The organism is Paraburkholderia sp. BR10872 (assembly GCF_040965835.1).
Classification (GTDB): Bacteria; Pseudomonadota; Gammaproteobacteria; order Burkholderiales; family Burkholderiaceae; genus Paraburkholderia; species Paraburkholderia nodosa_A.
Genome location: NZ_JBFRCN010000026.1, coordinates 87285 through 111663, shown reverse-complemented (window position 1 = coordinate 111663; position 24379 = coordinate 87285). Strand labels below are relative to the sequence as shown.

Annotated in this window: 26 protein-coding genes; 21 read left to right on the top strand and 5 right to left on the bottom strand. The window is 66.3% G+C overall.

Translation table 11 applies throughout. From position 1 onward, the window contains the following. Positions 1 to 225 precede the first annotated feature (225 nt). On the bottom strand, positions 226 to 1329 hold the full coding sequence (locus AB4Y43_RS21075) for a GlxA family transcriptional regulator (RefSeq protein WP_368728705.1): 1104 nt from the start codon (positions 1327 to 1329) through the stop codon (positions 226 to 228). Between the two features lie 236 nt (positions 1330 to 1565). On the opposite strand from AB4Y43_RS21075, the gene AB4Y43_RS21070 reads away from it, so the two are divergent. Next, positions 1566 to 1826, top strand: coding sequence for a hypothetical protein (locus tag AB4Y43_RS21070; protein WP_368603515.1), 261 nt, complete (start codon positions 1566 to 1568; stop codon positions 1824 to 1826). A 16-nt stretch (positions 1827 to 1842) separates the two neighbouring features. Here AB4Y43_RS21070 and purU read toward each other — a convergent pair whose 3' ends face one another. After that, positions 1843 to 2724, bottom strand: a complete 882-nt coding sequence (gene purU, locus AB4Y43_RS21065) for a formyltetrahydrofolate deformylase (RefSeq protein ID WP_368728704.1) — start codon at positions 2722 to 2724, stop codon at positions 1843 to 1845. Between the two features lie 260 nt (positions 2725 to 2984). Here purU and AB4Y43_RS21060 point away from each other — a divergent pair, with 260 nt between their 5' ends. Then, the gene (locus tag AB4Y43_RS21060; RefSeq protein ID WP_368728703.1) at positions 2985 to 3503 is read left to right on the top strand and encodes a hypothetical protein; all 519 of its coding nucleotides are present in this window, start codon (positions 2985 to 2987) and stop codon (positions 3501 to 3503) included. A gap of 10 nt (positions 3504 to 3513) precedes the next feature. Here the strand turns inward: AB4Y43_RS21060 and AB4Y43_RS21055 are convergent, their stop codons facing one another. Beyond that, positions 3514 to 4113 carry a LysE family translocator gene (locus tag AB4Y43_RS21055; RefSeq protein WP_368728702.1) on the bottom strand — a complete coding sequence of 200 codons (600 nt, stop codon included), beginning with the start codon at positions 4111 to 4113 and terminating at the stop codon, positions 3514 to 3516. A gap of 418 nt (positions 4114 to 4531) precedes the next feature. Between AB4Y43_RS21055 and AB4Y43_RS21050 the strand changes: the two genes are divergently transcribed. The 18 genes from AB4Y43_RS21050 to AB4Y43_RS20965 are packed head-to-tail and all read left to right on the top strand — an operon-like array spanning position 4532 to position 21546. Next, positions 4532 to 5233 carry a beta-ketoacyl synthase chain length factor gene (locus tag AB4Y43_RS21050; protein WP_368728701.1) on the top strand — a complete coding sequence of 234 codons (702 nt, stop codon included), beginning with the start codon at positions 4532 to 4534 and terminating at the stop codon, positions 5231 to 5233. Next, positions 5217 to 6011, top strand: a complete 795-nt coding sequence (locus AB4Y43_RS21045) for a lysophospholipid acyltransferase family protein (protein ID WP_368684826.1) — start codon at positions 5217 to 5219, stop codon at positions 6009 to 6011. Before AB4Y43_RS21050 ends, AB4Y43_RS21045 begins: the two co-directional genes overlap by 17 nt. Continuing rightward, positions 5986 to 6285, top strand: coding sequence for a phosphopantetheine-binding protein (locus tag AB4Y43_RS21040; RefSeq protein WP_069267954.1), 300 nt, complete (start codon positions 5986 to 5988; stop codon positions 6283 to 6285). Before AB4Y43_RS21045 ends, AB4Y43_RS21040 begins: the two co-directional genes overlap by 26 nt. Before the next feature lie 3 nt (positions 6286 to 6288). Next, entirely contained in the window at positions 6289 to 6540 is a 252-nt protein-coding gene (locus tag AB4Y43_RS21035) for an acyl carrier protein (RefSeq protein WP_069267955.1), read from the top strand. 8 nt (positions 6541 to 6548) lie between these two features. Then, on the top strand, positions 6549 to 7205 hold the full coding sequence (locus tag AB4Y43_RS21030) for a hypothetical protein (protein WP_368728700.1): 657 nt from the start codon (positions 6549 to 6551) through the stop codon (positions 7203 to 7205). Further along, on the top strand, positions 7202 to 8917 hold the full coding sequence (locus AB4Y43_RS21025; protein WP_368728699.1) for an AMP-binding protein: 1716 nt from the start codon (positions 7202 to 7204) through the stop codon (positions 8915 to 8917). Before AB4Y43_RS21030 ends, AB4Y43_RS21025 begins: the two co-directional genes overlap by 4 nt. Beyond that, positions 8914 to 10635, top strand: a complete 1722-nt coding sequence (locus AB4Y43_RS21020) for a glycosyltransferase (RefSeq protein WP_368619585.1) — start codon at positions 8914 to 8916, stop codon at positions 10633 to 10635. The genes AB4Y43_RS21025 and AB4Y43_RS21020 overlap by 4 nt, the downstream gene beginning before the upstream one ends. Continuing rightward, positions 10622 to 12199, top strand: a complete 1578-nt coding sequence (hutH, locus tag AB4Y43_RS21015; RefSeq protein ID WP_368728698.1) for a histidine ammonia-lyase — start codon at positions 10622 to 10624, stop codon at positions 12197 to 12199. Before AB4Y43_RS21020 ends, hutH begins: the two co-directional genes overlap by 14 nt. Beyond that, on the top strand, positions 12196 to 12636 hold the full coding sequence (locus AB4Y43_RS21010) for an acyl-CoA thioesterase (RefSeq protein WP_368610389.1): 441 nt from the start codon (positions 12196 to 12198) through the stop codon (positions 12634 to 12636). Before hutH ends, AB4Y43_RS21010 begins: the two co-directional genes overlap by 4 nt. Further along, positions 12624 to 13301 carry an outer membrane lipoprotein carrier protein LolA gene (locus tag AB4Y43_RS21005; RefSeq protein ID WP_368728697.1) on the top strand — a complete coding sequence of 226 codons (678 nt, stop codon included), beginning with the start codon at positions 12624 to 12626 and terminating at the stop codon, positions 13299 to 13301. Before AB4Y43_RS21010 ends, AB4Y43_RS21005 begins: the two co-directional genes overlap by 13 nt. After that, positions 13301 to 15730, top strand: a complete 2430-nt coding sequence (locus tag AB4Y43_RS21000; protein ID WP_368728696.1) for an MMPL family transporter — start codon at positions 13301 to 13303, stop codon at positions 15728 to 15730. The genes AB4Y43_RS21005 and AB4Y43_RS21000 overlap by 1 nt, the downstream gene beginning before the upstream one ends. After that, a complete protein-coding gene (locus AB4Y43_RS20995) occupies positions 15727 to 16908 on the top strand; it encodes a beta-ketoacyl-[acyl-carrier-protein] synthase family protein (RefSeq protein WP_368728707.1) in 1182 nt (393 codons plus the stop codon). The genes AB4Y43_RS21000 and AB4Y43_RS20995 overlap by 4 nt, the downstream gene beginning before the upstream one ends. Positions 16909 to 16916: 8 nt before the next feature. Next, a complete protein-coding gene (locus AB4Y43_RS20990) occupies positions 16917 to 17402 on the top strand; it encodes a hotdog family protein (protein ID WP_368728695.1) in 486 nt (161 codons plus the stop codon). Continuing rightward, on the top strand, positions 17399 to 18124 hold the full coding sequence (locus AB4Y43_RS20985) for a 3-ketoacyl-ACP reductase FabG2 (protein ID WP_368728694.1): 726 nt from the start codon (positions 17399 to 17401) through the stop codon (positions 18122 to 18124). Before AB4Y43_RS20990 ends, AB4Y43_RS20985 begins: the two co-directional genes overlap by 4 nt. Next, positions 18124 to 19350, top strand: a complete 1227-nt coding sequence (locus AB4Y43_RS20980) for a beta-ketoacyl-ACP synthase (RefSeq protein ID WP_368728693.1) — start codon at positions 18124 to 18126, stop codon at positions 19348 to 19350. Before AB4Y43_RS20985 ends, AB4Y43_RS20980 begins: the two co-directional genes overlap by 1 nt. Before the next feature lie 2 nt (positions 19351 to 19352). After that, positions 19353 to 20597, top strand: a complete 1245-nt coding sequence (locus AB4Y43_RS20975) for a beta-ketoacyl synthase N-terminal-like domain-containing protein (RefSeq protein ID WP_368684833.1) — start codon at positions 19353 to 19355, stop codon at positions 20595 to 20597. Between the two features lie 35 nt (positions 20598 to 20632). Next, the gene (locus tag AB4Y43_RS20970; RefSeq protein WP_368728692.1) at positions 20633 to 21088 is read left to right on the top strand and encodes a signal peptidase; all 456 of its coding nucleotides are present in this window, start codon (positions 20633 to 20635) and stop codon (positions 21086 to 21088) included. A gap of 17 nt (positions 21089 to 21105) precedes the next feature. Beyond that, a complete protein-coding gene (locus AB4Y43_RS20965) occupies positions 21106 to 21546 on the top strand; it encodes an excinuclease ABC subunit A (RefSeq protein ID WP_069267967.1) in 441 nt (146 codons plus the stop codon). Positions 21547 to 21587: 41 nt separating this feature from the next. On the opposite strand, the gene AB4Y43_RS20960 is transcribed toward AB4Y43_RS20965, so the two are convergent. Beyond that, complete coding sequence (locus AB4Y43_RS20960) at positions 21588 to 22325, bottom strand: class I SAM-dependent methyltransferase (protein WP_368728691.1); 738 nt, start codon at positions 22323 to 22325, stop codon at positions 21588 to 21590. Positions 22326 to 22508: 183 nt separating this feature from the next. On the opposite strand from AB4Y43_RS20960, the gene AB4Y43_RS20955 reads away from it, so the two are divergent. Beyond that, positions 22509 to 23777: an NAD(P)/FAD-dependent oxidoreductase gene (locus tag AB4Y43_RS20955; protein WP_069267969.1), complete on the top strand. Its 1269-nt coding sequence runs from the start codon at positions 22509 to 22511 to the stop codon at positions 23775 to 23777. A gap of 67 nt (positions 23778 to 23844) precedes the next feature. On the opposite strand, the gene AB4Y43_RS20950 is transcribed toward AB4Y43_RS20955, so the two are convergent. Then, positions 23845 to 24264: an ester cyclase gene (locus AB4Y43_RS20950; protein WP_342946202.1), complete on the bottom strand. Its 420-nt coding sequence runs from the start codon at positions 24262 to 24264 to the stop codon at positions 23845 to 23847. Positions 24265 to 24379 lie beyond the last annotated feature (115 nt).

The window sequence follows — 24379 nt, the reverse complement described above, 5'->3', positions numbered from 1 at the left end:
ATTCCAGACGCAGGTTCATGGTGTTTCTCGGGTTCCAGGGCATGAACGGCTCCAGGCCAATCACTCGCCCGAAGTGTTACCCATGTCCCCGCACACCTGTTACCCATGTCTCCGGTCCATACACCGCCGCAAAGAAAGTAGGTGCCGCCCCGCACAGGGGCAACGCATGCATACCGACGCGAAAACAAGGAAAGGCCCAAAAAAGCGCCCAACCGGCAAAAAAAGTCAATGCAACGAACCACTAACACCCACCTCAGCAAGCGCAGCACCCCCCTGCAATAGCGCATCGAGATCCGCCAACTGCACCGCATCCTGCCCACTACGTTGCGCACGAAACATAACCGGCGGCACCCCGAACTGCTTGCGAAACTCACGCCCAAGATGCGAAGCATCCGAAAACCCGCAACTAGAAGCAATATCAGCAACGGTGCGATCCGAACTCGTGAGTAACCAGGCGGCCGTCCGCAGACGCAACGCATTGGCAAACGCGCGCGGACTCTTCCCCGTCTCCGCCTTGAAAAGGCGTTCGAGTTGCCGCGGCGAGAGGTTCAGCTTGCAGGCCAGTTCTTCCAGCGGCACGTTGCGGCCAACCTGCTGCTCCATCAACAGTACGGCGCGCTTCACCTTCGGGTGCGTGGCAGGCTCGAGACCGGGCGGATGAGGCTGAGGCGCATTGCCCTTTTGCATTTCGCCGACCAGCAAAATGCGCAGCGCCTTCTGCACAGTCGCATGATCGAAGTGGCGCAGCAAAATGGCAGCGGCGACGTCGATCGACGCGCGGCCGCCCGAGCAGGTAATGCGGCGCCGGTCGATCGCGAACAGACGGTCGGCGACGATGGCATCGGCATTGACGTTGGGGAAGCGCTCGATGAAGTCCCAATAGTGGAACCAGCTCACGCAAATACGGTGACCATCGAGCACGCCGGCGCGCATGAGCGCGAAAACGCCTGTGCAGATCCCGACGACTGTCGTCTCGCCGCCGGCCGCGCGACGGATGTACTGAAGCGTCGCTTCGCTGGCGTGCGGGCCGGAGTGCAGCAGTCCGCCCACGACCACGAGATAGTCGACCGGTTCGGCTTCGGCGAAGGTTTCCCAAGGCGCGATCTGGATGCCGCAACTCGCACGCACGGGTGCGAGCGTTTCGCCGATCACGCGCCACGAGCAGCGCACGGGCTTGCTGTAGTCGCCTTCGTCGGCAGACAGACGCAGCATGTCGACGAAACCCGAGAACGCGGTCAGCGTGAAGTTCGGCAGCAGCACGATGCCGAAACGGATGCGCTCCTTGGAAGCGGCGTCGATGGAAACGGCGGTGGCGAGTGTGTCGGACATGGAGGCACAGGAAAGCGACGATGCGGTTTTAGCCAAGCTTCCCCGATAAGGCCCCGAGGCGCTTGTCGATTTCCGCCATCGATCTTCGCAAAAGCGAAGTTTTGAAGGAATACACGCAGCATGGCGGGGCGGTTCCGCCGCTCTGGCGCGTTCATTCTAGCGGCGGCGCCGCCGCTTTGGTCAACTCCCTAGCGGGCACACGCCCCACGCTGCCCCCGTCCACGAGGCCTGCTGTCATGCCGCGCACCGCAACCGTCGAACTCAACAAACGCGCCTGTCACGGCGACGCCGAAGCCGCGCTCGCCCTGCTGGAGCAGAGCATGGCGCGCGGACACGGGCGTATCGGGCTGCTGCGCTATCTGCAGGCGCGTTGCGTGGGCGCGCCGCTCGCGCAGCGGCATCACGACTATGCAGAGCGGGTGGCGAGCAGGATGAGCGAGGGCGCGTTCGCGGCGCTCGCGGCACAGGCGCAGCGCCGCCACAGCATGGCGGCGTGAACGCTCATACGCTTGCTTACAGTACGACGGTGCGGCCGTCGTTGATGAAGACCCGGCGCTCGAGAAATACGCGCACGGCGCGCGCGAGCGTCACGCATTCCACGTCTCGGCCGACGGCCAGCAGGCGCTCGGGGTTCAGCGAGTGGTCCACCCGCTGCACTTCCTGCTCGATGATCGGGCCTTCGTCGAGATCGTCGGTGACGAAGTGCGCCGTCGCGCCGATCAGCTTGACCCCGCGCACGTGCGCCTGGTGATACGGGCGCGCGCCCTTGAAGCCGGGCAGGAAGGAATGGTGGATGTTGATGGCGCGGCCGGCCAGCTTCCGACTCGTTTCGTCTGAAAGAATCTGCATGTAGCGCGCGAGAATCAGCAGTTCCGAACCGGTCGAATCGAACAAGTCGAGGATGGCGGCTTCCTGTTCACGCCGCGTTTCAGGCGTGACGGGGAGATAGTGAAACGGCAGGTCATGCTGTTTTGCGAGCGGCTCGAAATCGCGGTGATTCGAGGCAATGCCCGCAATGTCCATCTGCAGCTCGCCCATGCGCCAGCGAAACAGCAGGTCGGCGAGGCAGTGTTCGAGCTTGGACACCATGATGAGCACTTTGGGACGCACCCGCAGGTCGTGAATGGCCCAGGTCATTTCGTGCTTGCGCGCGACGCTCGCGAACTCGTCCCGCAGGCCCGCGAGATCGAAGCGCTCGCCCGCGCCGGGCTGCACGACCTCGTGAAAGACGCAGCGCAGGAAGAAGCGCGTGCTGATGTCGTCGTCGAATACCGTGAGCTCGTCGATATAGCCGCGGTGCGCGTCGAGAAAGCCGGCGACCGCGGCAACCTGCCCCGCGGCGGCGGGGCAGGATAGCGTGAGCACGTAGCGGTGCTGCGGGTCTTCGGTGGGCATGCGCGTTCTCCTCGTGTCGTGGTGCGCCCGCTGCATCTTGCGCGTCGTGCGGGGGCGCTGGCTTGATGGCGCAAGTAAGCCACCAATCGGCATGCCGCACATAGAACCCACGCGCTGTATCGAGAGAATGAATACGCCAACCCGGCGCCAAACCTGCACCAGCAACAAGAAGGTCGTTTTTGCCCCTATGGCTGTCGCGTTCCTCCTATCCGCCGCTTTTTTCTCCGGCAAGCATGGGCTGCGGCGATACGGGAGCGGAGATGGAGAGTTATCTGGGTCTGCAGGCTAGGGCGTTGAACGGGCAGTGTGCCGCGCTTTTTCGCGTGCGCACATCGGTCACCGATGTGTATATGTCGGTGAGCCGCTCAAACTACGGCAACGACGAACGGGCCGTGGTCGAAGTCGACTGCGCGCGCTTCCTGAGGCACTGGCGTGCCGACCCGCGCAGCGAGCACGCCGGGCTCGCAGACGGCAATCCGCAAATATGGCGTGCCGACCCGCGCTTCGAACTGGCGGCCGAAGGTTTCAGTTTCGGCGAAGAAGATCCGGTGCCGCTTGCGGAAGTCAGTTGCCCGGCGAGCGCCGCCGTGCCGTATGTTGCGTTCACCGATGGCGTGATGCGGACCCTCTGGCTAGCCGCTTACTCAGCGAAGTCCTTTCCGGTGGAATGCGGCGTGAAAGACGCCGAGGCGCTGCAGCGCCTGGCTGGCACGCCTGGCAGCCGCTGGTTCAGCGTTGCCGAACTCGTTCCGCCGCAAGCCGCTCGAGCCCGGGAATGACGCGATAGCGTCAGTGCGCGAGCGCCCACATGAGCGACACGGAGAAGGCGCCCACCACGACGGACGCGCAGCGCTGGAAGAACGCGGGACGAATGAACGGTGCACGACCGTTGCGCGGCGCGGCGCCAATGGCGATCCACGTCAGGCCGATGGGAATCAGCAAGACCGCGAAGATCGCCATGGCCTGGAACCACGTGATGACGCTCGCGAACGCCGCGGGCGGGAAAATCGAGCCCGCGAACAAAATGGCCTTGGGATTGAGCACCGTGGCGCTGAACAGCGTGCGCGTGCTCACTACGCCCCTGGCCGAGGTTTCGATCGAGTTGGCCGTGAACCAGAGGCGCAAGGCGAGCCACGCCAGATAGAGGCTGCTGGCCACACGCAGCACCTTCGGCAGCCAGCCCAGCGAATGCGATGCATGGGTGAAGCAAAGCCCCCAGACTGTAATCGACACCAGGTAGCCGGCCAGTTCGGCTGCGGTCAGATGCGCGGAGCGGCGCAGGCCCTGCCGCAACCCGGCGGCAGCGAGCAGCGTGTTGGTCGGCCCCGGCATGAGCAGCACGATCGCAGAGCCCGAGACCATCAGCCCGATGGTGGAAATGGAAAGCATGGGAGCGACTGGGGAATAGGGTGTTCGGATGATTGAAAGCAAACTGTAGGGCGTTATGGCAGCCAGTGACGAAAACTGTCCCGCGGCGTCCGCATTCTACGGCTTGCGCCGATATATGCCTATTTCAGCCGGGTTCGATGCGCTAAACCATCGGCCGATATTCGTCATGCTGAGAGCGGCATCTGCTGTGTCCAAATGCGTGCTTATGTCGCGCGCCTAAATGATTGATTTCAATGCATCTCTTGATGCGTAACAAATCATTTCAAAATATTTCGTGCTCCACCCTAAATAACTCGCGATTCCCGCCGTTAAAGTACGCACGAGAACTCTGCCCAGAAAATTTACGGGCCGAGGAAGAATAAACACACGCCGTCCGGGGTCGAGAGCCCGCACGCTGCGGCCGCCGTTATCAACCCCTATGCCTGATTTGTCGTGGACCATGCCCGTGGCGCGCTGGTCCTTCTGGTCTTCCGCATCGGAAAGTGTGCCTGAGGTTGCGTTCGTCGATCCGATGATGCGCCGCCGCCTGAGCGCGCTTTCGCGGATGGCGCTGAAGGTGGCGGGCGACTGCGTCGATGCGCAAACCAGGCCGCGCCTGGTCTTCGCATCACGGCACGGCGAGTTGCGCCGCACAACGGACATTCTGCGCGACATCGAGGCAAACAAGCCCGTTTCACCGAACGCCTTCAGCCTTTCCGTGCTCAATGCGATGACGGGGCTGTTCGGCATCGTGCGGGGCGACCGTTCGCCGGCTACGGCCCTCTCGGCAGGGGCACAGACGCTGGGCTACGCGCTGCTCGAAGGCCATGCGCTGCATACGGAAGACCCCGAAAGCCCGGTCCTGGTCGTCTACGCCGACGAACCCGCCGACGCGCGCTACGGCACGGTCGAGCAGGAAGTGCAGCGCGGCGCGTTCGCGTTGCTGCTCGATGCGAGCGAGGCGCCGCAAGGCCGGCTCGCGTGCTCCATCGCGGAAAACAAGCCGGGCTCGGCAGCACAGGCACGCCAATTCGCTACGCAAAGTGAAGCGCTGCATCACTGCTTGAGCGGCGGCGAAAGCGCCGCGTGGCAGGGCAGCGGCGGCACATGGCAATGGAGCTGGCATGTCGGCTCGGCTTGATTATGGCTGGCGGCTCTTCGCCACCGGCTTCAGTCTCGCGTTTTTCGGCGCGTGCGGGCTGCTCTTCTCGGTGATCGTATTTCCGCTCGCAGCGGTCTGGCCGCATCGCGCTTCGCGGCAACGCGCGGTCACCACGGTCATTCACTGGTTTTTCCGCTCGCTCGTGGCCGCCTTGCAGCGCGCGGGCGTCATGAAGCTCGACGTGGCCGGCGCAAACGCGCTGCGCTCGGGCGCACCCGCCATCGTTGTCGCGAACCATCCCACCTATCTCGACGTGGTGGTGCTGCTCGCGCTCACGCCTTCGGCCTGTTGCGTCGTGAAGAACGCGCACTGGCGCAACCCGTGCTTCTGGGGCATCGTGCGCGCGGCCGAGTACGTGAGCAACGCCGATCCCACAGGCTTCGTGCAGGACTGCGCGCGCCAGCTCGCGAACGGCTACAGCATGATCATTTTTCCCGAAGGCTCACGCAGCCCCGCGCCGAATCGCCTGCATGCGTTCTCGCGCGGCTTCGCGCATACGGCGCTCGAGGCCGGCGCGCCGGTTCTGCCTGTACTCATGCACTGCGATCCGCCCGCCTTCACCAAGCAGATGCGCTGGTATCACGTTCCGCAGCGGCCCTTCCGCATGAGCGTGAACGTGCTGGCGCCCATCGGCGTCCAGCCGCTCGCGCCGCGCGACATGCCTTCCGCACTCGCCGCGCGCAACGTTACGCGCACCATCGAGGCGCAAATCACACAGCACCTGTTTGACTATGGATACTTTAAAACTGGAAATTAAGCGGCTCCTGATCGAGGCGCTCGATCTCGAGCATCTCACGCCCGCCGATATCGACGACGACGCGCCGCTGTTCGACACCGACGGCGTGGGGCTCGACTCGATCGACGCACTGGAGATCGGCATCGTGCTGCGCCAGCGCTATCAACTGACCATCAACGCCGACGACGAAAACGTGCGCGGCTACTTCCGGTCGATCAACACGCTCGCGGCGCTCGTCGCGGGGCACACAAACGAAAACGAGGCGCTGGAAGCCACTGCAGGGAAAGGGGATTGAATCATGAACGAAGCTGAAATTCTCGACCGTATCCGCGAGATCTTTCACGAGAACTTCGATATCGATCCGGCGCGCGTCACGCCGGAGGCGCACCTGTTCGAGGAACTGGATCTGGACAGCATCGATGCCGTCGATCTGGCCATCAAGCTCCAGGAAATGACGGGCCGCCGCATCAAGCCGGAAGAGTTCAAGCAGGTGCGCACCGTGGGCGACGTGATCGTCGCGGTCGAGACGCTGCTCGTGACCCAGGCTTGAGGCGATTCGTGACGGTTCTTCGCGGGCACGGCGCGGCTGAGCCTGCCGGTGCAGGTGAAAGCGACGCAGCAGCTGGCCGGGCACGCAGCAAGTGGCGGTTGCTGGCCAGTCTCGCCTACCCGGTCGTGATCCTCTGCGCGTGGCGCTGGGATTCGCCGCGCTTCGTGGGCTTGCTGCTGCTCGTTCTGCTCTGGATGCAGCGCGTGGCCGGCACGGGCGCGCTCGCCGCAACGCTGCGCAAGCTCACGCCGGTGGACTGGGCCGTTGCCGTCATGCTCAATGTCGCCTCGGTGGCGATCGTCATCACCAATAGCGAACGGCTCATGCGCCTGTATCCTTCGCTCGTGAATATCGGGCTGCTCGTCGCCTTCGGCGCGACCCTCGTGAAGGGCCCGTCGATGGTCGAAAAATTCGCACGCCTGACCTATCCCGATCCGCCCGCGCACATCGTGCGCTATACGCACCGCGTCACGCAGCTCTGGTGTATTTTCTTCGCTTTGAACAGTGCGTTTTCTGCCTGGACGGCGCTTGCCTGGCCCACGCGCGCCTGGTCGGTCTACAACGGCATGCTCTCCTATCTGATCATCGGTGCGCTGCTCGCCGGCGAGTTCGTCTGGCGCAAATGGATCATGCTGCCGCGTGCTGCGCGACGGGAGGCGGTGTGATCGCATTGCACGAGCTTCTCGTGGCGCGTTGCCGCGAGCCGCGCAGCGCCGTTTGCGTCGATGGCGCGACCGTAACGGACTTCGATACGTTCCGTGCGCATGCGCTTGGCATCGCTGAGCGCCTGCGCATGCGGCCGGGCCTGCGCTTCGCGCTCTGGAGCGACGACCCGTATCTGTTCGCCTGCGCTTTGTTCGGGCTGCTTGCGGCCGGCAAGGTGCCCGTGATTCCGGCGAACGCGACGCCGGGCTATCTCGCCGAACTGAGCGACGCGTACGACGCGGTGCTCGACGAAAACGAGCTTGCCGCCTGGTGTGCCGATACCCCTGCGGTTCAACCCGTCGAGCCCGGCATGGCGATCGACGCGAACGCATTGCTCACGCTCTTCACGTCGGGCAGCAGCGGCACGCCGAAGCCCGTACACAAGACGCTCGCGCAGTTCGACGCGGAAGTGCATACGCTCGAAGCCGCGTGGGGCACGCTGCTGGGCGACGCGGCCGTGCTCGCGAGCGTGCCGCATCACCACATTTACGGGTTACTGTTCCGCGTCTTCTGGCCGCTGGCCGCGGGCAGGCCGTTCGCCCGCGCGACCTGTGCCGACCCCGCTCAATTGCAGGCGCGTATCGCCGAATGTTCGGCGCAATGTGCCGCGACTGTCGTCGTCTCGACGCCTGCACAGCTCTCGCGCTGGCCCGATCTGCCGGGGTTCGCGACGCTCGCTGCGCAGCCGCGCGCGTTTTTCTCGTCGGGCGGCCCGCTGCCGCTCGACACGGCGAAGCAATATGCCGCCACGTTCGGCGCCGCGCCGCTGGAGATCTACGGCAGTACGGAAACGGGCGGCATCGCCTGGCGCAGACAAACCGAAGCGCAAGCGTGGACGCCCATGCCGGGCATCGCCGTGCGCGCGGCCGCAGCGGAAGAGGGCGGCGCGCTCGAAGTGCGCTCGCCGCACCTCGGCCACGACGGCTGGCATCGCACCGACGACAAGGCCGCGTTCGATGAATACGGCCGCTTCGTGCTGCAAGGGCGGCTCGACCGCGTGGTCAAGCTCGACGGCAAGCGTGTGTCGCTCAGCGAGATGGAGAGCAAACTGCTGCTGCATCCCGGCGTTGCCGAAGTGAGGGCGGTACTGCTCGAAGGCGGCTCGCGCGAGCGCATCGGCGCGCTCGTGGTGCTCACCGCAGAGGGCCGCGAAACGCTGCGTCGCGACGGCCGCGTTCTGCTCCTGAAAGCATTGCGCCGCCATCTCGCCGCCTGGTTCGACACTGTCGTTCTGCCGCGCCACTGGCGCATTCATCGCGCGCTGCCAGCCGACTCGCGCGGCAAGGTTCAGGCACAAGCGGTTGCCCGCGCGTTCGCGGCCAGCGAAGAAGGGTTCGAGCTGCTCGCTCAATGGGACGACGCAGAAGGGCGGGCATTCGAATTACGCGTGCCGCACACGCTCGTTCATTTCGCGGGCCACTTTCCGGGCCTGCCGATTTTGCCGGGCGTCGTGCAGGTGGACTGGGCGATGCGTTTCGCGCGCGACTGGGTGCCCGGCGTGCGCGCGCTCGCCTCGATCGATCAACTGAAATTCACCATGCCGGTGCCGCCGGGCGTGCTGCTCAAGCTCGTGCTCAAGCACGACGCCGTGCGCCGCCGCGTAGCGTTCGCGTGGCGCGTCGGCGAGCGTGACTGCGCGTCCGGCGCTTTCGTATACAGGGAGCCCGCATGAGCCTCGCGGCCTGTATCGTCATTCCGATCTACAACCACAAGGACGCGATCGGCGGCACCGTGGCGAATCTGATGGTCCACGGCCTGCCGCTCATCGTCGTGGACGACGGCAGCGACGAAGCCACCCAGCAGGTGCTGGCGGACCTCGCGCGCCGCTACGCCGGCAAGCTCACGCTGCGGCGCCTGCCCGTGAACGGCGGCAAGGGCGCGGCGGTGATGGCGGGGCTGCGCGTCGCGCGCGACGCCGGCTATACGCACGCGCTGCAGATCGACGCCGACGGCCAGCACGACGCCGCGGACGTCCCGCGCTTTCTCGCCGCCGCGCAGGCCAATCCGCGCGCGGTCGTGATCGGCCAGCCCGTGTACGACGAGAGTGTGCCGAAAGCGCGCCTCTATGGGCGCTATCTGACCCACGTGTGGGTGTGGATCGAGACGCTCTCGTTCACGATTCGCGATTCGATGTGCGGCTTTCGCCTCTATCCGCTCGACCTCGCGTGCGCGCTGATCGACAGCGTGAAGCTGCCCGAGCGCATGGACTTCGACATCGAGATTCTCGTGCGCCTGCACTGGCGGCGCGTGGCGTTCGTCTCGATTCCGACCGCCGTCACCTACGCGGCCGATGGCGTCTCGCATTTCGACGTGCTGTGGGACAACGTGCGTATCAGCCGCAGCCATACGCGGCTCGTCGCAGGCATGCTCGCGCGTCTGCCGCTGCTGCTCGTGCATAAGGTCCTGCCGCAGGTTCTGGCACGGACGGCGGCTGCGGGCGACGGCAACGACCCGTGGTGGCGCACTGCCGAACGCGGCAGCCGGCTCGGCATGGCGCTGCTCGCCTGGAGTTGCGGCCTGTTCGGGCGGCGCTTCACCGCGCTTTGGCTGCATCCGATCGTCGCGTACTTCCTCGTGACGGGCCGCCCCGCACGGGACGCCTCGCGGCGCTATTTCGACCGGCTGCAGCAGTGTTCTCCGGAGCGCGAGACGCCGCGCCCCGGCTGGTTCACGGCCTACCGCCATATGCTCTCGTTCGCGCAATCGGGCTTCGACAAGCTGGCCGCCTGGACGGGCCGCGTCGGTCCGGCCGACGTGGAGATCGACGACCCACGCGCGTTCGACGCGTTGATCGCGAGCGGCCGCGGCGCGCTCGTGATCGGCTCGCACCACGGCAACCTCGAGATGGCGCGGGCGCTGGCCGTGCGCGGCGCGCAGACGAAGGTGACGGCCATCGTCTACACGGAGCACGCGAAACGCTTCAACAGCGTGCTGGCTACCGCCCATCACGATTTCGCGCAGCATCTCGTGCCGGTGAGCGACTTCGGCCCGCAAACGGCGCTGATGATGCAGGAGCGCATCGAGCGCGGCGAGCTGCTCGTCATCGTCGGCGACCGCACGCCTGCGCGCGAAACGGGCCGTACCACCGAGGCGCAATTCCTCGGCGAGACCGCCGCGTTTGCTCAGGGACCCTATGTATTGGCGCATGCGCTCGCGTGCCCCGTTTATCTGTTGTTCTGCCTGAAAGAGCGCACGGGCTACCGGCTTTACTTCGAGCCGTTTGCCGAGCGTATCGAGCTGCCGCGGCGTGGCCGCGCCGAGCATATTGCGGCATGGGCGCAGCGCTTCGCGTCGCGCCTCGAACACTATTGCCGCAAGGCGCCTTACCAATGGTTCAACTTCTACGATTTCTGGGCGCGCCCCAGTGGGGGAGCGAATGGCAGAGACTGACCTGAAGGATGCCGGAGTCAAGGCGGATGCCGTGGTATTCGGCGGCCGCCATTTGACGATCGAGGACGTCGTGGCGGTGGCGCGTGGCGGCGCCGCCGTGCGGCTCAACGATGACCCGGCCTGGCGCGAACGCATCGCTCGCGGCGCGGAGTTTTTGCGCCGCCATCTCGAAGCCGGTGCGACCGTGTACGGTGTCAATACGGGCTACGGCGACGCCTGCGTCGTCGACGTGCCGATGGCGCTCGTCGAGGCCCTGCCGCTGCAGCTCACGCGCTATCACGGCTGCGGCATGGGCGAGTATCTCGACGACGCCTCGGCGCTCGCCGTGATCGCCGCGCGTCTGAATTCGCTGGCGTTCGGGCTTTCGGGCGTGCGACCGGTGCTGCTCGAACGTCTCGCCGATCTCATCAATCATCGCGTGTTGCCGCGGATTCCCGCCGAAGGCTCGGTGGGCGCAAGCGGCGACCTCACGCCGCTTTCGTATGTCGCAGCGGCGCTGGTTGGCGAGCGCGGCGTGCAGTTTCGCGGCGCGCCCTGCGAGGCACGCGACGCGTGGTTCGCGCTTGGCCGCGAACCGCTCACGCTCGCGCCCAAGGAAGGCCTCGCGCTGATGAACGGCACGGCGGTCATGACGGGCCTCGCCTGTCTCGCGGTCACGCGCGCGGCGCAGCTCTCGCGCCTCGCCGCGCGCCTCACCGCGCTCGCAACTGTAGCGCTCGACGGGCGAGCCGCGCATTTCGACGCGTTCATCTTCGAAGCCAAGCCGCACGCCGGGCAGGGCGAAGCGGCGGCCTGGATCCGCGCTGACCTGGCCGGCCGACCGGACACGCCGGGCCACCGATTGCAGGACCGCTATTCGATCCGTTGCGCGCCGCATGTAATCGGCGTCGCGAACGACGCGCTCACGTGGATGCGCCGCGACATCGAGAACGAACTGAACAGCGCCAACGACAATCCGCTGATCGATCCCGACGGCGAGCGCGTGCTGCACGGCGGCAACTTCTACGGCGGCCATATTGCGTTCGCCATGGACGGCCTGAAGACGGCCGTGGCGAATCTTGCCGACCTGATGGACCGGCAGCTCGCCTTGCTCGTCGACGACAAGTTCAACAACGGCCTACCGCGCAACCTCACGGGCGCGACGAGTGCGCGCGCGCCGATCAATCACGGCTTCAAGGCCGTGCAGATTTCGTCGTCGGCGTGGACGGCGGAGGCGCTCAAGCACACGATGCCCGCGAGCGTGTTTTCCCGCTCGACGGAAGCACACAATCAGGACAAGGTGAGCATGGGGACGATCGCGGCGCGCGACTGCTTGCGCGTGCTGCAACTCACGGAGCAGGTCGCGGCTGCCCATGCGCTCGCCACCGTGCAGGCCGCGCGACTGCGACTGCGCGGCAATGCCGAGACCGTCATTCCCGAGCCGCTTGCCGCATTCATGGAAGACGTGGCCGCGACGTCGCCATTCGTCGACGAGGACCGCGCGCTCGAACACGAACTGCGCGCCATGACGGAGCGAATCGCAACCGGCGAATTCCTCGGGCCGAACGCGGAGGGCAGGCCATGAGCGAATCACGCAAGGTTGCGCCGATGTTGAGCGCGAGCGCGAATGTGGAAGTGCCGTTCCATGACGTGGACGCGATGAATGTCTGCTGGCACGGCCACTATCTGAAGTATTTCGAATTCGGCCGCGCGGCGCTGCTGCGCAAGTTCGACTACGACTATCGCGAGATGCAGGCGTCGGGCTACGTGTGGCCCGTGGTCGAAGCGCATTTGAAGTATGTGCGGCCCGCCGTTTATGGGCAGCAGCTCGAAGTCTGCGCACATCTGCTCGAGTACGAAAATCGCCTGAAAATCGGCTACGAAGTCTACGATCGCGAATCGCGCACGCGGCTCACGAAGGGCTACACGATCCAGGTCGCCGTGAGCGCCGCCACGCAGGAGCTGCAGTTCGTCTCGCCGCCTGTCGTGTTCGAAAAGCTGGAGCGTGCATGGGCGCGTTGAAACGATGCGCGGCGGTGGCCGCACTGCTTGCGCTTCAGTCGATGTGGATGCCGGCGCAGGCCGCGACGGCGCCCGTGAACCTGAGCACGGACGCCGGCGACGCGGCACTCGTCTCGCAGATCGCGTCGCGTCTTGCGCGCGCGAACGGCGTGCGTGCGCATTTCACGCAAACGCAGACGCTTGCCGCGATGAAAGCCCCGCTCGTCAGCACGGGCTCGCTGCTGTTCTTTCGCGAGCGCGGCGTGATCTGGCAGGTCGAAACGCCGTACAGGAAAACGTGGGTCATGCGCGACAGCGGTGTCACCGTGATCGATGCCAACGGTCAACCCGATCAGCGCACCCGGAACGGCGGCGCGCAGGGCGCGCGCGGTGCGGCAGAGATTGCGAAGATGATGCGGGCGATGCTCGGCGGCGACCTGAGCGGGTTGTACTCGCAATTCGACGTAGCGGCGCGCGGCACGCCTTCGCAATGGCAGATGCGCCTCGTGCCGCGCCAGCCGCAGATCGCGCAGGCGCTGCGCGGCATCGAGATGGAAGGCGGCGACTTCCTGCACAGCTTGCGCATCACGTTCGCCAACGGCGACGTCACGCAGTATGACTTTAGCGGCAGCGCGCAGGTGTCCGAACTCTTGCCCGCCGACCAGAAACTTTTCGGAACGCCATAGTGAGTTCCTCGGAGCTTCGCACCGCAACCCAGCCGAGGCGGCAGTGGACACTGCGAGCCGCGTGGGTGCTGCTGGCGCTCGCGGCGGCGTTGTATTGCGCCTGGCGCTTTGCGGGGCCGACGCCCCTGCAGACGAACCTGCTCGCACTGCTGCCGGCAACCGAGGCCGACTCCGTGGCCGAAGAGGCCGTGGACCAACTCGCGAGCGCGCTCGGCAACCGCGCCGTGCTGCTCGTGTCGAGCAGCGACGCGGCGCACGCGAAAGCGGCAGCGGGCCAACTGGGCGCGGTGCTGAGCGCGAGCCACGCGTTCGCCTCGGTGACGGCACAAGTTCCGCCATTCGATCTCGGCCGCATTACGCGTTTCTACCTGCCATACCGCTTTGGCCTGCTGACCGCGCAAGACCGCGCGACTGCCTCGGGGAGCACAGAAACGCTGCGCGGCGCGCTCGCCGAGCGCCTCTATGGCCTGCCGAACGCGGGTCTCGCAACGTCGCTCGCCGACGATCCGTTCGGCTGGCTTCAGCACTGGCTCGCAGGGCTGCCGCTCGCGGCATCGAATCTCACCATCGAGGACGGTTTCCTCGTTGCGCATCGCGGCGACACCACGAGCGTGCTCGTGATCGGCACGCTGCCTGGGTCTGCCTACGAATCCGACGTTCAACGGGGCGTGCTGCTTGCCGTCGCAAACGGCGAAGCGGCGCTCAAGACGTCGTGGCCCGACGTCACGGTCGCGCGCACGGGCGCCGTGTTCTATGCCGAGTCTGCGCGGCGCGCCTCGGAGCGCGACGTCCATGTGATCGGCATCGTTTCGGCCGTGGGCATCGCGCTGCTCATGCTCTGGATCTTCCGCTCGCCTCGGCTGATCCTGCTCGGTTTCGTTTCCACCGCGCTCGGCATCGTCTGCGCGCTCGCGGCCACGATGCTCGTCTTCGGCAAGCTGCATCTGCTGACGCTGGTGTTCGGCGCGAGCCTGATCGGCGAGGCGGTCGATTACTCCATTCAGTACTTCGTCGTGTACCTCGGCACGCGGCACGGCTGGGATTCGCGGCGCGGCGCGCGGGAGGTGCTGCCCGCGCTCACGGTGGCGCTCAGCACGAGCCTGCTTGGCTACGCCATTCTGACGTTCGCGCCGTTTCCGGCGCTCAGGCAGATCGCGTGCTTCGCCATCGTCGGCATCTTCACGGCTTTCGCTTCTGTTGTCTGGCTGCTGCCGAGCCTCTTGACGCAGCCCGCGCGCCGCAGTCCGCATACGCTCTTCGCGGTGGCCGCGGCCTCGCTCGCGAAATGGCAGGCGCTGATCGGCGGCCGTCGCGCGTGGGGCGTCGCGCTGGCGCTCGTTGTCATCGCCGTGCCGGGCTGGCTGCAACTGCGCAGCGATGACGACATTCATCTACTGATCCAACGGGATCCGGCGCTCGTCGCGCAGGAGCGCGTGGTGTCTAGCGCGGTGGGGGCCGACAACAGCGCGCAGTTCTTCGTCGTGCGCGGCGCGTCGCCCGAGGCCGTGCTCGAGCGCACCGACGCGTTGTGCGCGCGGCTCGGCACGCTCACGGGCGCGTCCGCGCTGAGCGGCTGGCAATCGGTGACATCGTTCGTGCCGTCCGAAGCGCGGCAGCGGGCCGATCGCGCACTGCTCGGCGCGCATGTGTTCGCCGATCCCGCCGCCTTGCGCTCGCTGCTGGGCGCAGCGGGCTTTCGTGACGAGGTGGCGCAAACGTGGCTCGATGCCTGGGCGCACTCGCGCGCTTCCATGCTGCACGTGGACGACTGGCTTGCCGAACCCTGGTCGCAGCCGTTCCGCCACTTGTGGCTCGGCCGTTCCGCGAGCACGCCCGGTGCATTCGCGGCGATCGTGATTCCGCAGGGTGTGTCCGCTGCGAACGCGCCTGCGCTGCTCGACGTCGCGCACGCGTTGCCCGGCGTGAGCTTCGTCGACAAGGCGGCGAGCGTGTCGCGGCTCTTCGGCGTGTATCGACAGGACGGCGCGATCTGGCTCGCGGGCGCGCTCACGCTCGTGCTCGCGCTGCTGATGTTCCGCTATGGCTGGCGCGGGGCGATCGCGGTCGCGCTTCCGGTATGGCTCGCCATCGGCGTCACGCTCGCAGCGTTCGGCTATGCGCACGTGCGCATCAATCTCTTCAACATGCTGGCGCTGATGCTCGTGCTCGGCGTGGGTGCGAACTATGCCGTCTTTCTGCGCGAAGGCGCGATGCGCGCTGCCACCGATCGCGGCGCCGTATGGACGGGGGTGCTGCTGTCCGCCGCGACCACGCTGCTCTCGTTCGGCATGCTCGGCATGAGTTCCATGCCCGCGCTCAAGAGCTTCGGCGCCACCCTGTCGCTCGGCATCATGGTGTCCGTCATGCTCGCGCCTATCGGCATAAGCGGAACAAGCGGCATGCCCACGAATCAACGGAGAAAGGCCTGATGGCGCTCCCTGTCTATTTGCATGCGCTCGGCATGGTCAACGCGCTCGGCGACGACGTACCTGCGATCGTCGCAGCGCTCGCGCGCGGCGAGGCGCCCGGCATGGGGCCGATCGCGACACGCACCGGTACGGCGTTCGCGGGCAGCGTGAAGGCGCCGCTCGACATCGCGCCGCCCGCATCGCTCGCCTGCTACGACTGCCGCAACAACCGGCTTCTGCTCGCTGCACTGGCACAGATCCGCAGCGCCATCGAAGCCGCGCGCGAACGCTTTGGCGCGGGCCGTATCGGCGTCGTGCTGGGTACGAGCACGTCGGGCATCAGCGCCGCGGAAACGATGTTCACGCAGCCTGCGCATCAAGAAGCCGCTTCGACGTTCGATTACCGCCAGATGGAGATCGGCACGGCCGCGCCGTTCGCCGCCGCGGCGCTCGATCTGCGCGGCCCGGCGTACACGATCTCCACGGCGTGCACGTCGAGCGCCAAGGCGTTCGCCGCCGCACGCCGTCTGCTGCGGGCGAACCTTTGCGATGCCGTCGTCGTGGGCGGCGTCGATTCGCTTTGCGAACTCACGCTGCAAGGCTTCGCCTCGCTCGAATCGACCAGCCCCGTGCGAACCAATCCGATGAGCGCGCAGCGTCGCGGCATCAACATCGGCGAAGGCGCGGCGGTGTTCCTGATGACCCGCGAGGAAGGGCCGGTGATGCTCGCGGGCGCGGGCGAGTCGAGCGACGCCCACCATATTTCCGCGCCCGACCCGCAGGGCACGGGCGGCGAACTTGCATTGCGCGCGGCCCTCGCCGACGCGGGCATCGGCGCGGCCGCGATCGGCTACGTCAACCTGCACGCAACGGCCACGATCAAGAACGACCAGATGGAAGCGCATCTGATGGCGCGCGTGTTCCCCGACGGCGTGGCCGCGAGCGGCACGAAGCCGCTCACGGGCCATACGCTCGGCGCGGCGGGCGCGAGCGAACTGGGCCTGGCATGGCTCGCGCTCGCTCGCGACGACGTCGCGCTGCCGCGCCATCTGTGGGACGGACAAGCCGACCCGGCGCTGCCCGCGCTCGACCTGATCGAAGGCGTGCGGCATTTGCCGCGCAACGGCGTGCGCCAATACGTGATGAGCAACTCTTTCGCGTTTGGCGGCAGCAACGTTTCACTCATACTCGGACGGTGATCGAGGCCATGAATTCCGCTCTTTCCTCCCCGACGGATGCGTTCCCGCCGATCGAGACGATCATCCCGCACCGCGGCACGATGCTGCTGCTCGATTCGGTCGCCGCATGCAGCGACGAATCGCTCACGGCGCTTGCCAGCGTGCGCGCCGATGCATGGTACGCCGACGAGCAGGGCGCGATGCCCGCATGGATCGGCATCGAACTGATGGCGCAGGCGATCGCCGCCCACGTCGGCCTGCTGTCGATGCGCGAAGGCAAGCCCGCGCGCCCAGGCGTGCTGCTCGGCACGCGCCGCTATGAGGCGGCTCAAGCTGCGTTCGCAGGCGGCGCGCCACTCAGCGTGACGGTTAGCGAACTGCTGCGCAGCGAAGAAGGCCACGGCGCATACGGCTGCAGCATCAATCAGGAAGACAAGCTATTGGCCGAGGCCACCGTGAAGGTGTATCAGCCGCGCGATTTCCAGACTTTCATCGAGGAGAATTCCAGATCATGAGCCGGCGTGTTCTCGTTACCGGCGCGAGCCGCGGCATTGGTCGCGCGATCGCCTACCATCTTGCCGCGGACGGCTTTGCCGTCACCGTGCATTGCCGCACGGGCCGCAACGAAGCGGATGCCGTCACTGCAGGCATCGTCGCACAGGGCGGCACGGCCAGCGTGCTGCAGTTCGACGTGCGTGACCGCACCGCATGCCGCGCGGCGCTGGAAGACGACGTGGCGGCGCACGGCGCCTACTACGGCATCGTCTGCTGCGCGGGCGTGACGCGCGACGCCGCGTTCCCCGCACTGACCGACGAAGACTGGGACATCGTGCTCGAAACGGGCCTCGACGCGTTCTACAACGTCGTCCATCCGCTCGTCATGCCGATGGTGCGTGCGCGCAAGGGCGGCCGGATCGTGACGGTGGCGTCCGTGTCGGGCGTGACGGGCAATCGCGGGCAGGTCAACTACAGTGCCGCCAAGGCGGGGCTGATCGGCGCGACGAAGGCGCTCGCGGTGGAACTGGCCACCCGCAACATCACAGTCAACAGCGTCGCGCCCGGGCTCGTCGATACGGGCATGCTCGACGACGTGCCGCTCGAACACGCGCTCAAGGCCGTGCCGATGAATCGCGTGGGGCAGCCCGCCGAAGTCGCGGCCGTGGTCGGCTTCCTCATGTCCGACGCGGCGTCTTATGTCACGCGCCAGGTCATCGGCGTCAACGGCGGGATGGTCTGATGAAGCGCGTCGTCATTACCGGCATGGGCGGCGTGACCGCGCTCGGCGATCAGTGGGCGCAGGTCGAAGCCGCGCTCAAGGGCGGCGTCAACGCCGTCAAGCGCGTGCACGACTGGGACTATATCGAGGCGCTGCATACGCGCCTTGCGTGCCCGCTGCCGGCGTTCACTGCGCCTGACTATTACCCGCGCAAGAAAACGCGTTCGATGGGCCCGGTCTCGCTCTACGCCGTGCGTGCGAGCGAGCACGCGCTGGCCGACGCGGGCCTGCTCGACGATGCGTCGATCAAGGACGGCCGCATGGGGGTGGCGTACGGGTCCTCGGCGGGTTCGGTCGAGCCGGTGCGCGCGTTCGGCAAGATGCTCGAAACGGGCTCGATGAGCGATGTGACGTCGAACAGCTACGTGCAGATGATGCCGCACACCACGGCCGTGAACGTGAGCCTCTTCTGGGACCTCAAGGGGCGCATCGTGCCGACGTCGTGCGCGTGCGCTTCGGGCAGCCAGGCAATCGGCTACGCCTACGAGATGATCGCGAACGGCAAACAGACGCTGATGCTCGCGGGCGGCGCCGAGGAACTCTCGGGGCCCGGCGTGGCGGTGTTCGACATGCTCTATGCCACGAGCACGCGCAACGACGAGCCGCAACTCACGCCACGTCCGTTCGATGCCGCGCGCGACGGGCTCGTGGTGGGCGAGGGCGCGGCGACGCTCGTGCTCGAGGAATACGAGCATGCCGTGGCGCGCGGCGCGCGCATTCATGCGGAAGTGGTGGGCTTCGGCTGCAATTCGGATGGCGCGCATATCACGCAGCCCACGGCGGCGACGATGGCGGTCGCGATGCGCCAGGCGCTCGCCGACGCGCAGTTGGCCCCCGAAGCGATCGCGTATGTGAATGCGCACGGCACCTCCACGGATCGCGGCGACGTGGCCGAAAGTCAGGCCACGGCGGAGACCTTCGGTGCGCGCATGCCGATCAGCTCGCTCAAGAGCTATATCGGCCACACGCTCGGCGCCTGTGGCGCGATCGAGGCGTGGTGGACGATCGAGATGATGAAGCGCAACTGGTACGCGCCCACGCTCAACCTGACCGAGGTCGATCCGGCCTGCGCGCCGCTCGACTACATCCGGGGCGAGGCGCGCACGATAGACGCCGAATACGTGATGAGCAACAACTTCGCGTTCGGCGGCGTGAACACGTCGCTGATCTTCCGGCGCGCGCGTTGAGCATGCGGACATCGCTATCAGCGCGCAGCTTGCAGCGCGTCGTCGTGACGGGCATGGGCATCGTCTCGTGCCTCGGCAATACGCTCGACGGCGTTTCCTCGCGCTTGCGCGACGGACGCGGCGGCATCACGCGCGTTCAGGCGTGGCGCGACCGTGGTTTCGCGAGCCAGGTGGCGGCCGTGGCTTCGGTTGCGGGCGAAACGCCGTTCGAGCGCAAGGCCGAACGCTTCATGGGCGACACGGCGCGCTTCGCCTGCCACGCCGCACGCAGCGCCATCGCCGATGCCGCTCTCGACGCACACGCGCTGCTCAGCCCTCGGGCCGGCGCGGTGGTGGGCTCGGGCGTCGGAACGATGTCCGCGTACGACGCGGCCATGGAAAGCGCGAACACCCGAGGGGTCGACCGCGTGCCGCCCTATACGGTGCCGCAGGCGATGAGCAGCACGACATCGGCGAATCTTGCGCACGTATTCGGAATGGAAGGCGTCACGTATTCGCCTTCGTCGGCGTGCACGACTTCCGCGCTCGCGATCGGCCAGGCCATGCAGCTGATCCAGACGGGCCGCCAGGACATCGTGCTCGCGGGCGGCGCCGAAGGCTTGCACGACAACATGACGCTGATGTTCGACGCGATGGGCGCACTCTCGCGCGGCTTCAACGACACGCCGGAGCGGGCGTCGAGGCCCTATGACGCGCAGCGTGACGGCTTCGTGATCGGCTCGGGCGCTGGCATCCTCGTGCTCGAATCGCTCGCGCATGCGCAGGCGCGCAACGCGCGCATCTACGCGGAGCTGACCGGCTACGGCCAGTGCACCGACGGTGCGCAGATGGTCGCGCCGCAGGCGGCCGGTATTGCGCGCGCAATGCGCGAGGCGCTCGCCGAGGCCGGCTGCCGCCCGGACTACATCAACACCCATGCGCCTTCGACGCCATCTGGCGATGTCGAGGAGCTGCTCGCGTTGCGCGCCGTGTTTGGCGGCGAGGTGCCTGCGTTCTCGTCGACGAAGGCGCTCAGCGGCCATCCGCTCGGCGCGTGCGGTGCGCACGAAGCCATTTACACGCTGCTGATGATGCGCGATCGCCGGATTGCGGGTGCCGTGGGCATCGAGGCACTCGATGCGGCTGCCGCCGGCATGCCGCTCGTGCGTGAAACGCGCGACGCACGCATCGATACGGCGATGTCGGTTTCATTCGGGTTCGGCGGCAGTTGCGCCAGCCTGGTGTTTCGCGCCTGGAATGCAGTCTGAAGTTTCGGGCAACCCTGAAGATAATGAGGATTCCAATGAAAAAGACTTACCTCACGCTGAGCATGGCCGCGATCGTCAGCCTGACGTTGTCCGCTTGCGGATCGCAGCGCCTCACGCTGCCGATCCAGCCCGCAGCTTCGCTCTCGACGGCGAAAGCCGCGTCCAGCGCGGACCCCGCCGCGAAAATCGCCGTGTATTTCGGTGCGCAGCCGCATCCGGAAGTGGTGCGCCACGTCGGTGATGCCTCGCACTCCTTGCGTGTCGCCCGCGCGACCGACGGCGCCGAGGCCAGCTGCAACAAGGTGCTCGCCATGGCACTCGACAAGCTGCGCGCGGACGCCCACAACAAGGGCGCCAACGCCGTCATCAACGTGACCACGCGCTTTCACGGCAGCGAAACCGGGTCGGCCACCGAATACACCTGCGGCGTGAGCCAGAGTGCAGCGGCCATCGCCGTCACAGGCGACCTCGTGGTGCTGCAAGCGAACTGAACCAACGGAGAAAAGCAATGAAGAAATTGTGGATGTTCGCCGCGCTGTGCGCGGCCTTCGCGACGTCGCACGCCTACGCACGCAATACCGTCGACACCTATTCGGTGGATGTGGCGCTGCAGAGCGAGCCCGGCAAGGTAAGCGACGACATTGCGTTGTACTTTGCGGGCCAACCGCATCCGGCGGTGAAGAAGACGCTGGGCCAGTTCTCCACGAACAAGAAAACGAACGCATTTGGCAAGAGCGACGAAGCGGCCTGCCAGCACGTGTTCCTTTCGGCCGTGCAGGAGTTGCAGGAACGCGCGCGCAAGGAAGGCGGCAACGCGGTCATCAACATCAAGAGCAACTACAAGAACGAACTGCGCGAGAGTGCCACGGAGTTCACCTGCGGCGCGGGCGCGATGATCGCCGGCGTGGCGCTCGTCGGCGACGTGGTGACGCTCAAGGGCGGCAAGTAGCCCGCAGCAGGCGGCGGCGGGCGACCCGGCTCACGCCGCCTTCATGCCGCCTTCACGGCGGCGACGTTGACCAGGGTTTCGCGCCGCTTCCCAGGCTTGGGATGATGCAGGCCGAGGCGCTCGAAGAGACCGAAATCGGCGGCACGGCTCCACCACAGATAGGGCAGCGAAACATTGCGCTCCGAAAAACGGAAACCCGCTGCGCGAATCATTTCGAGGTAGCCGTTGGCGCTCTTCTGCACGTGCATGGGATGGCGGAACAGCAGGCGGATGACCCACGAGCGGATATAAGCTTCAGTGGATTCGGCGAAGAGCAGCACGCCGCCCGGCTTGAGCACGCGGTGGAATTCCGCGAGCGCGCGTTCCTGCTCGACGAGGTGATGGAAAGTCTGGTGGCAGAAGACGATGTCCGCGCTGGCCGTGGGTAACGGCAGGCTCGCGCAATCGCCGTGCAGCAGTTCGAACGCGGTTTGCGTCTGCAATTCGTCCTGGCACGTGCGTGCCGCACGCGCCGCCAGTTCGAGCGACGCCTCGTGATAGTCGATCCCGACGATGCGACGCGGGCGGAAAGCCTCGGCCAGCAGGCGGAACGACTTGCCCTGGCCGCAGCCGACATCGACGATTTCGGGCGCGTCGGGCAACGGCACGTCGACGAGCCGCTTGAGGTCTTTGATCGCCACGCGCAGCACGTGGTGCTCCCACGTATGGGTGCGGAGAAACCAGATACCGAAGGCCGTTTCCGGGACGAACGGCACGTAATTTGATTCGGAAACCGACATATTTTTTCACCCGTTGCGAATGCGGTCATGGACGCGAATGGGCATTGTAAATGCAAGGGCGCAGCGAGGGGTGTCAGAATCACGGTTTCGCGCAGCAAAGTGCGCTTGCATTGGGCATACAGTCGTAACAGGACGTGACAGGACGTAACAGAGCGCGTCAGGACGCAGAGAAGGGAAAGGACTATGGAAAAGAGCATTGGAGAAGCCGTTACGCCGTCCACGCGACGCGAAACCGTCGACGTGGCGATCATCGGCGCGGGCCCCTCGGGCGCGGTCGCTGCGGCCCTATTGCGCAAGGCCGGACGCTCGGTGCTCGTACTGGAGCGCCAGCATTTCCCGCGCTTTTCGATCGGCGAGAGCCTCTTGCCGCAAAGCATGGCGTACCTGGAAGAGGCCGGCATGCTGCAGGCGGTGGTGGAAGCCGGCTTTCAGTACAAGAATGGCGCGCATTTCGTGTGGCGCGACGAGGTATCGTCGTACGACTTCCGCGACAAACACTCAGAGGGCTGGGGCACGACCTACCAGGTCGAGCGCGCGAAGTTCGACGATCTGTTGATCGGCTGCGCCGCGAAGCAGGGCGCCGAGGTGCGCTTCGGCCACACGGTGACGGGCATGCGCACGGGCGACGCGCCGGTGCTGGAGGCGATCGACGAAAACCAGGCGCGCTATGAAGTGCACGCGCGTTTCGTGCTCGACGCGAGCGGATTTGGCCGCGTGCTACCGCGCCTCCTGGATCTGGAGGCGCCCACCGGCATGCCGACGCGTGCCGCGATCTTCAGCCACGTGCGCGACGGGCTGCCGCTTGACGTCTTCGACCGCAACAAGATTTGCATCGCGACACACCCCGAGCACCGCGACGTCTGGTTCTGGATGATCCCGCTCGCGGGCGGGCGCTCGTCGGTGGGCTGTGTTGCCGATGCCGCTTTCCTCGACATGCCGCAAGCGGAACGCGAGGCGCGGCTGCGCGCGCTCATTCGCGAGGAGCCGACACTGAACCGCCTGATCGGCGACGCGCCGTTTCTCATGCCGGTGAACCAGATTGGCGGTTATTCGGCCAACGTCGAACGATTGCATGGCCCGGGCTTCGCGCTGCTCGGCAACGCGGGCGAGTTTCTTGACCCGGTGTTTTCTTCGGGCGTCACCATCGCGCTGCGTTCGGCGCACCTGGCCGTGAAGGTACTCGAGCGCGCGCTCGGCGGCGCGGCCGTGGACTGGCAGGCCGAATACGACGTGCCGCTGCGCAAGGGGATCGACACGTTCCGCGCCTTCGTCGAGCGCTGGTACACGGGCGAGCTGCAGGACATCATTTACTACCCGCGCCAAACACCCTTGATCCGTCGGATGATTAGCTCGGTGCTGGCGGGCTACGCATGGGACGAGAGCAACCCTTATGTAGCGGAGCCCGTGCGCAGACTCACTTCGCTGCATGAGGCGTGCAAGCTGTCGTTGTAACGAGCGAAGAGGGGCGCACTGGGTTGGTCCCGCAGCGGGACGCGGGACCAACCAGGTTATCGCGGTTTCACTGGCCCGGTGGAGGAACCGCGCCCAGCTGGATCATCAGCCCGAGCGTGTCCATGAGGAGGCGGGTTTCCTTGATCCTGCCGTCCTGAAAGCGATCGATGACCATGCCCCAGACCTTGACGGCGCGCCCCGTAGCTTCCACGCCGAGGAACGCTCCCCTGTGCGTGCCCGTCCACTCGAAGCGGGTCAGCACGCGGTCGCCTTCCGTGAGTTGTTCCTCGACGCGCCAATGCATGTCCGGGAACGCGGCTCGCATCCCTCGTACGACATCCTTGAGGCCCTCGATACCGGGACCCTGGCCGGGGAACGGCACCTGCTCGACCATGTCCTCCCAGAAAAACCGCTCTGCGGCGTCGATCTGCCCTTGATTCAGGACTTCCTCGATGAACGCGCGAACCCTATCGCTTGTTTCATGCATGGAATGAACGTCTCCTGGTTGGCGAAATTGGGAAGTGAAAGCCGGTTGCTGCAGAGTAGACGGCCAAGCGCGACGACGTGCGTCGGAGTCACGCGAGAACGTGCGGTGGCGCACA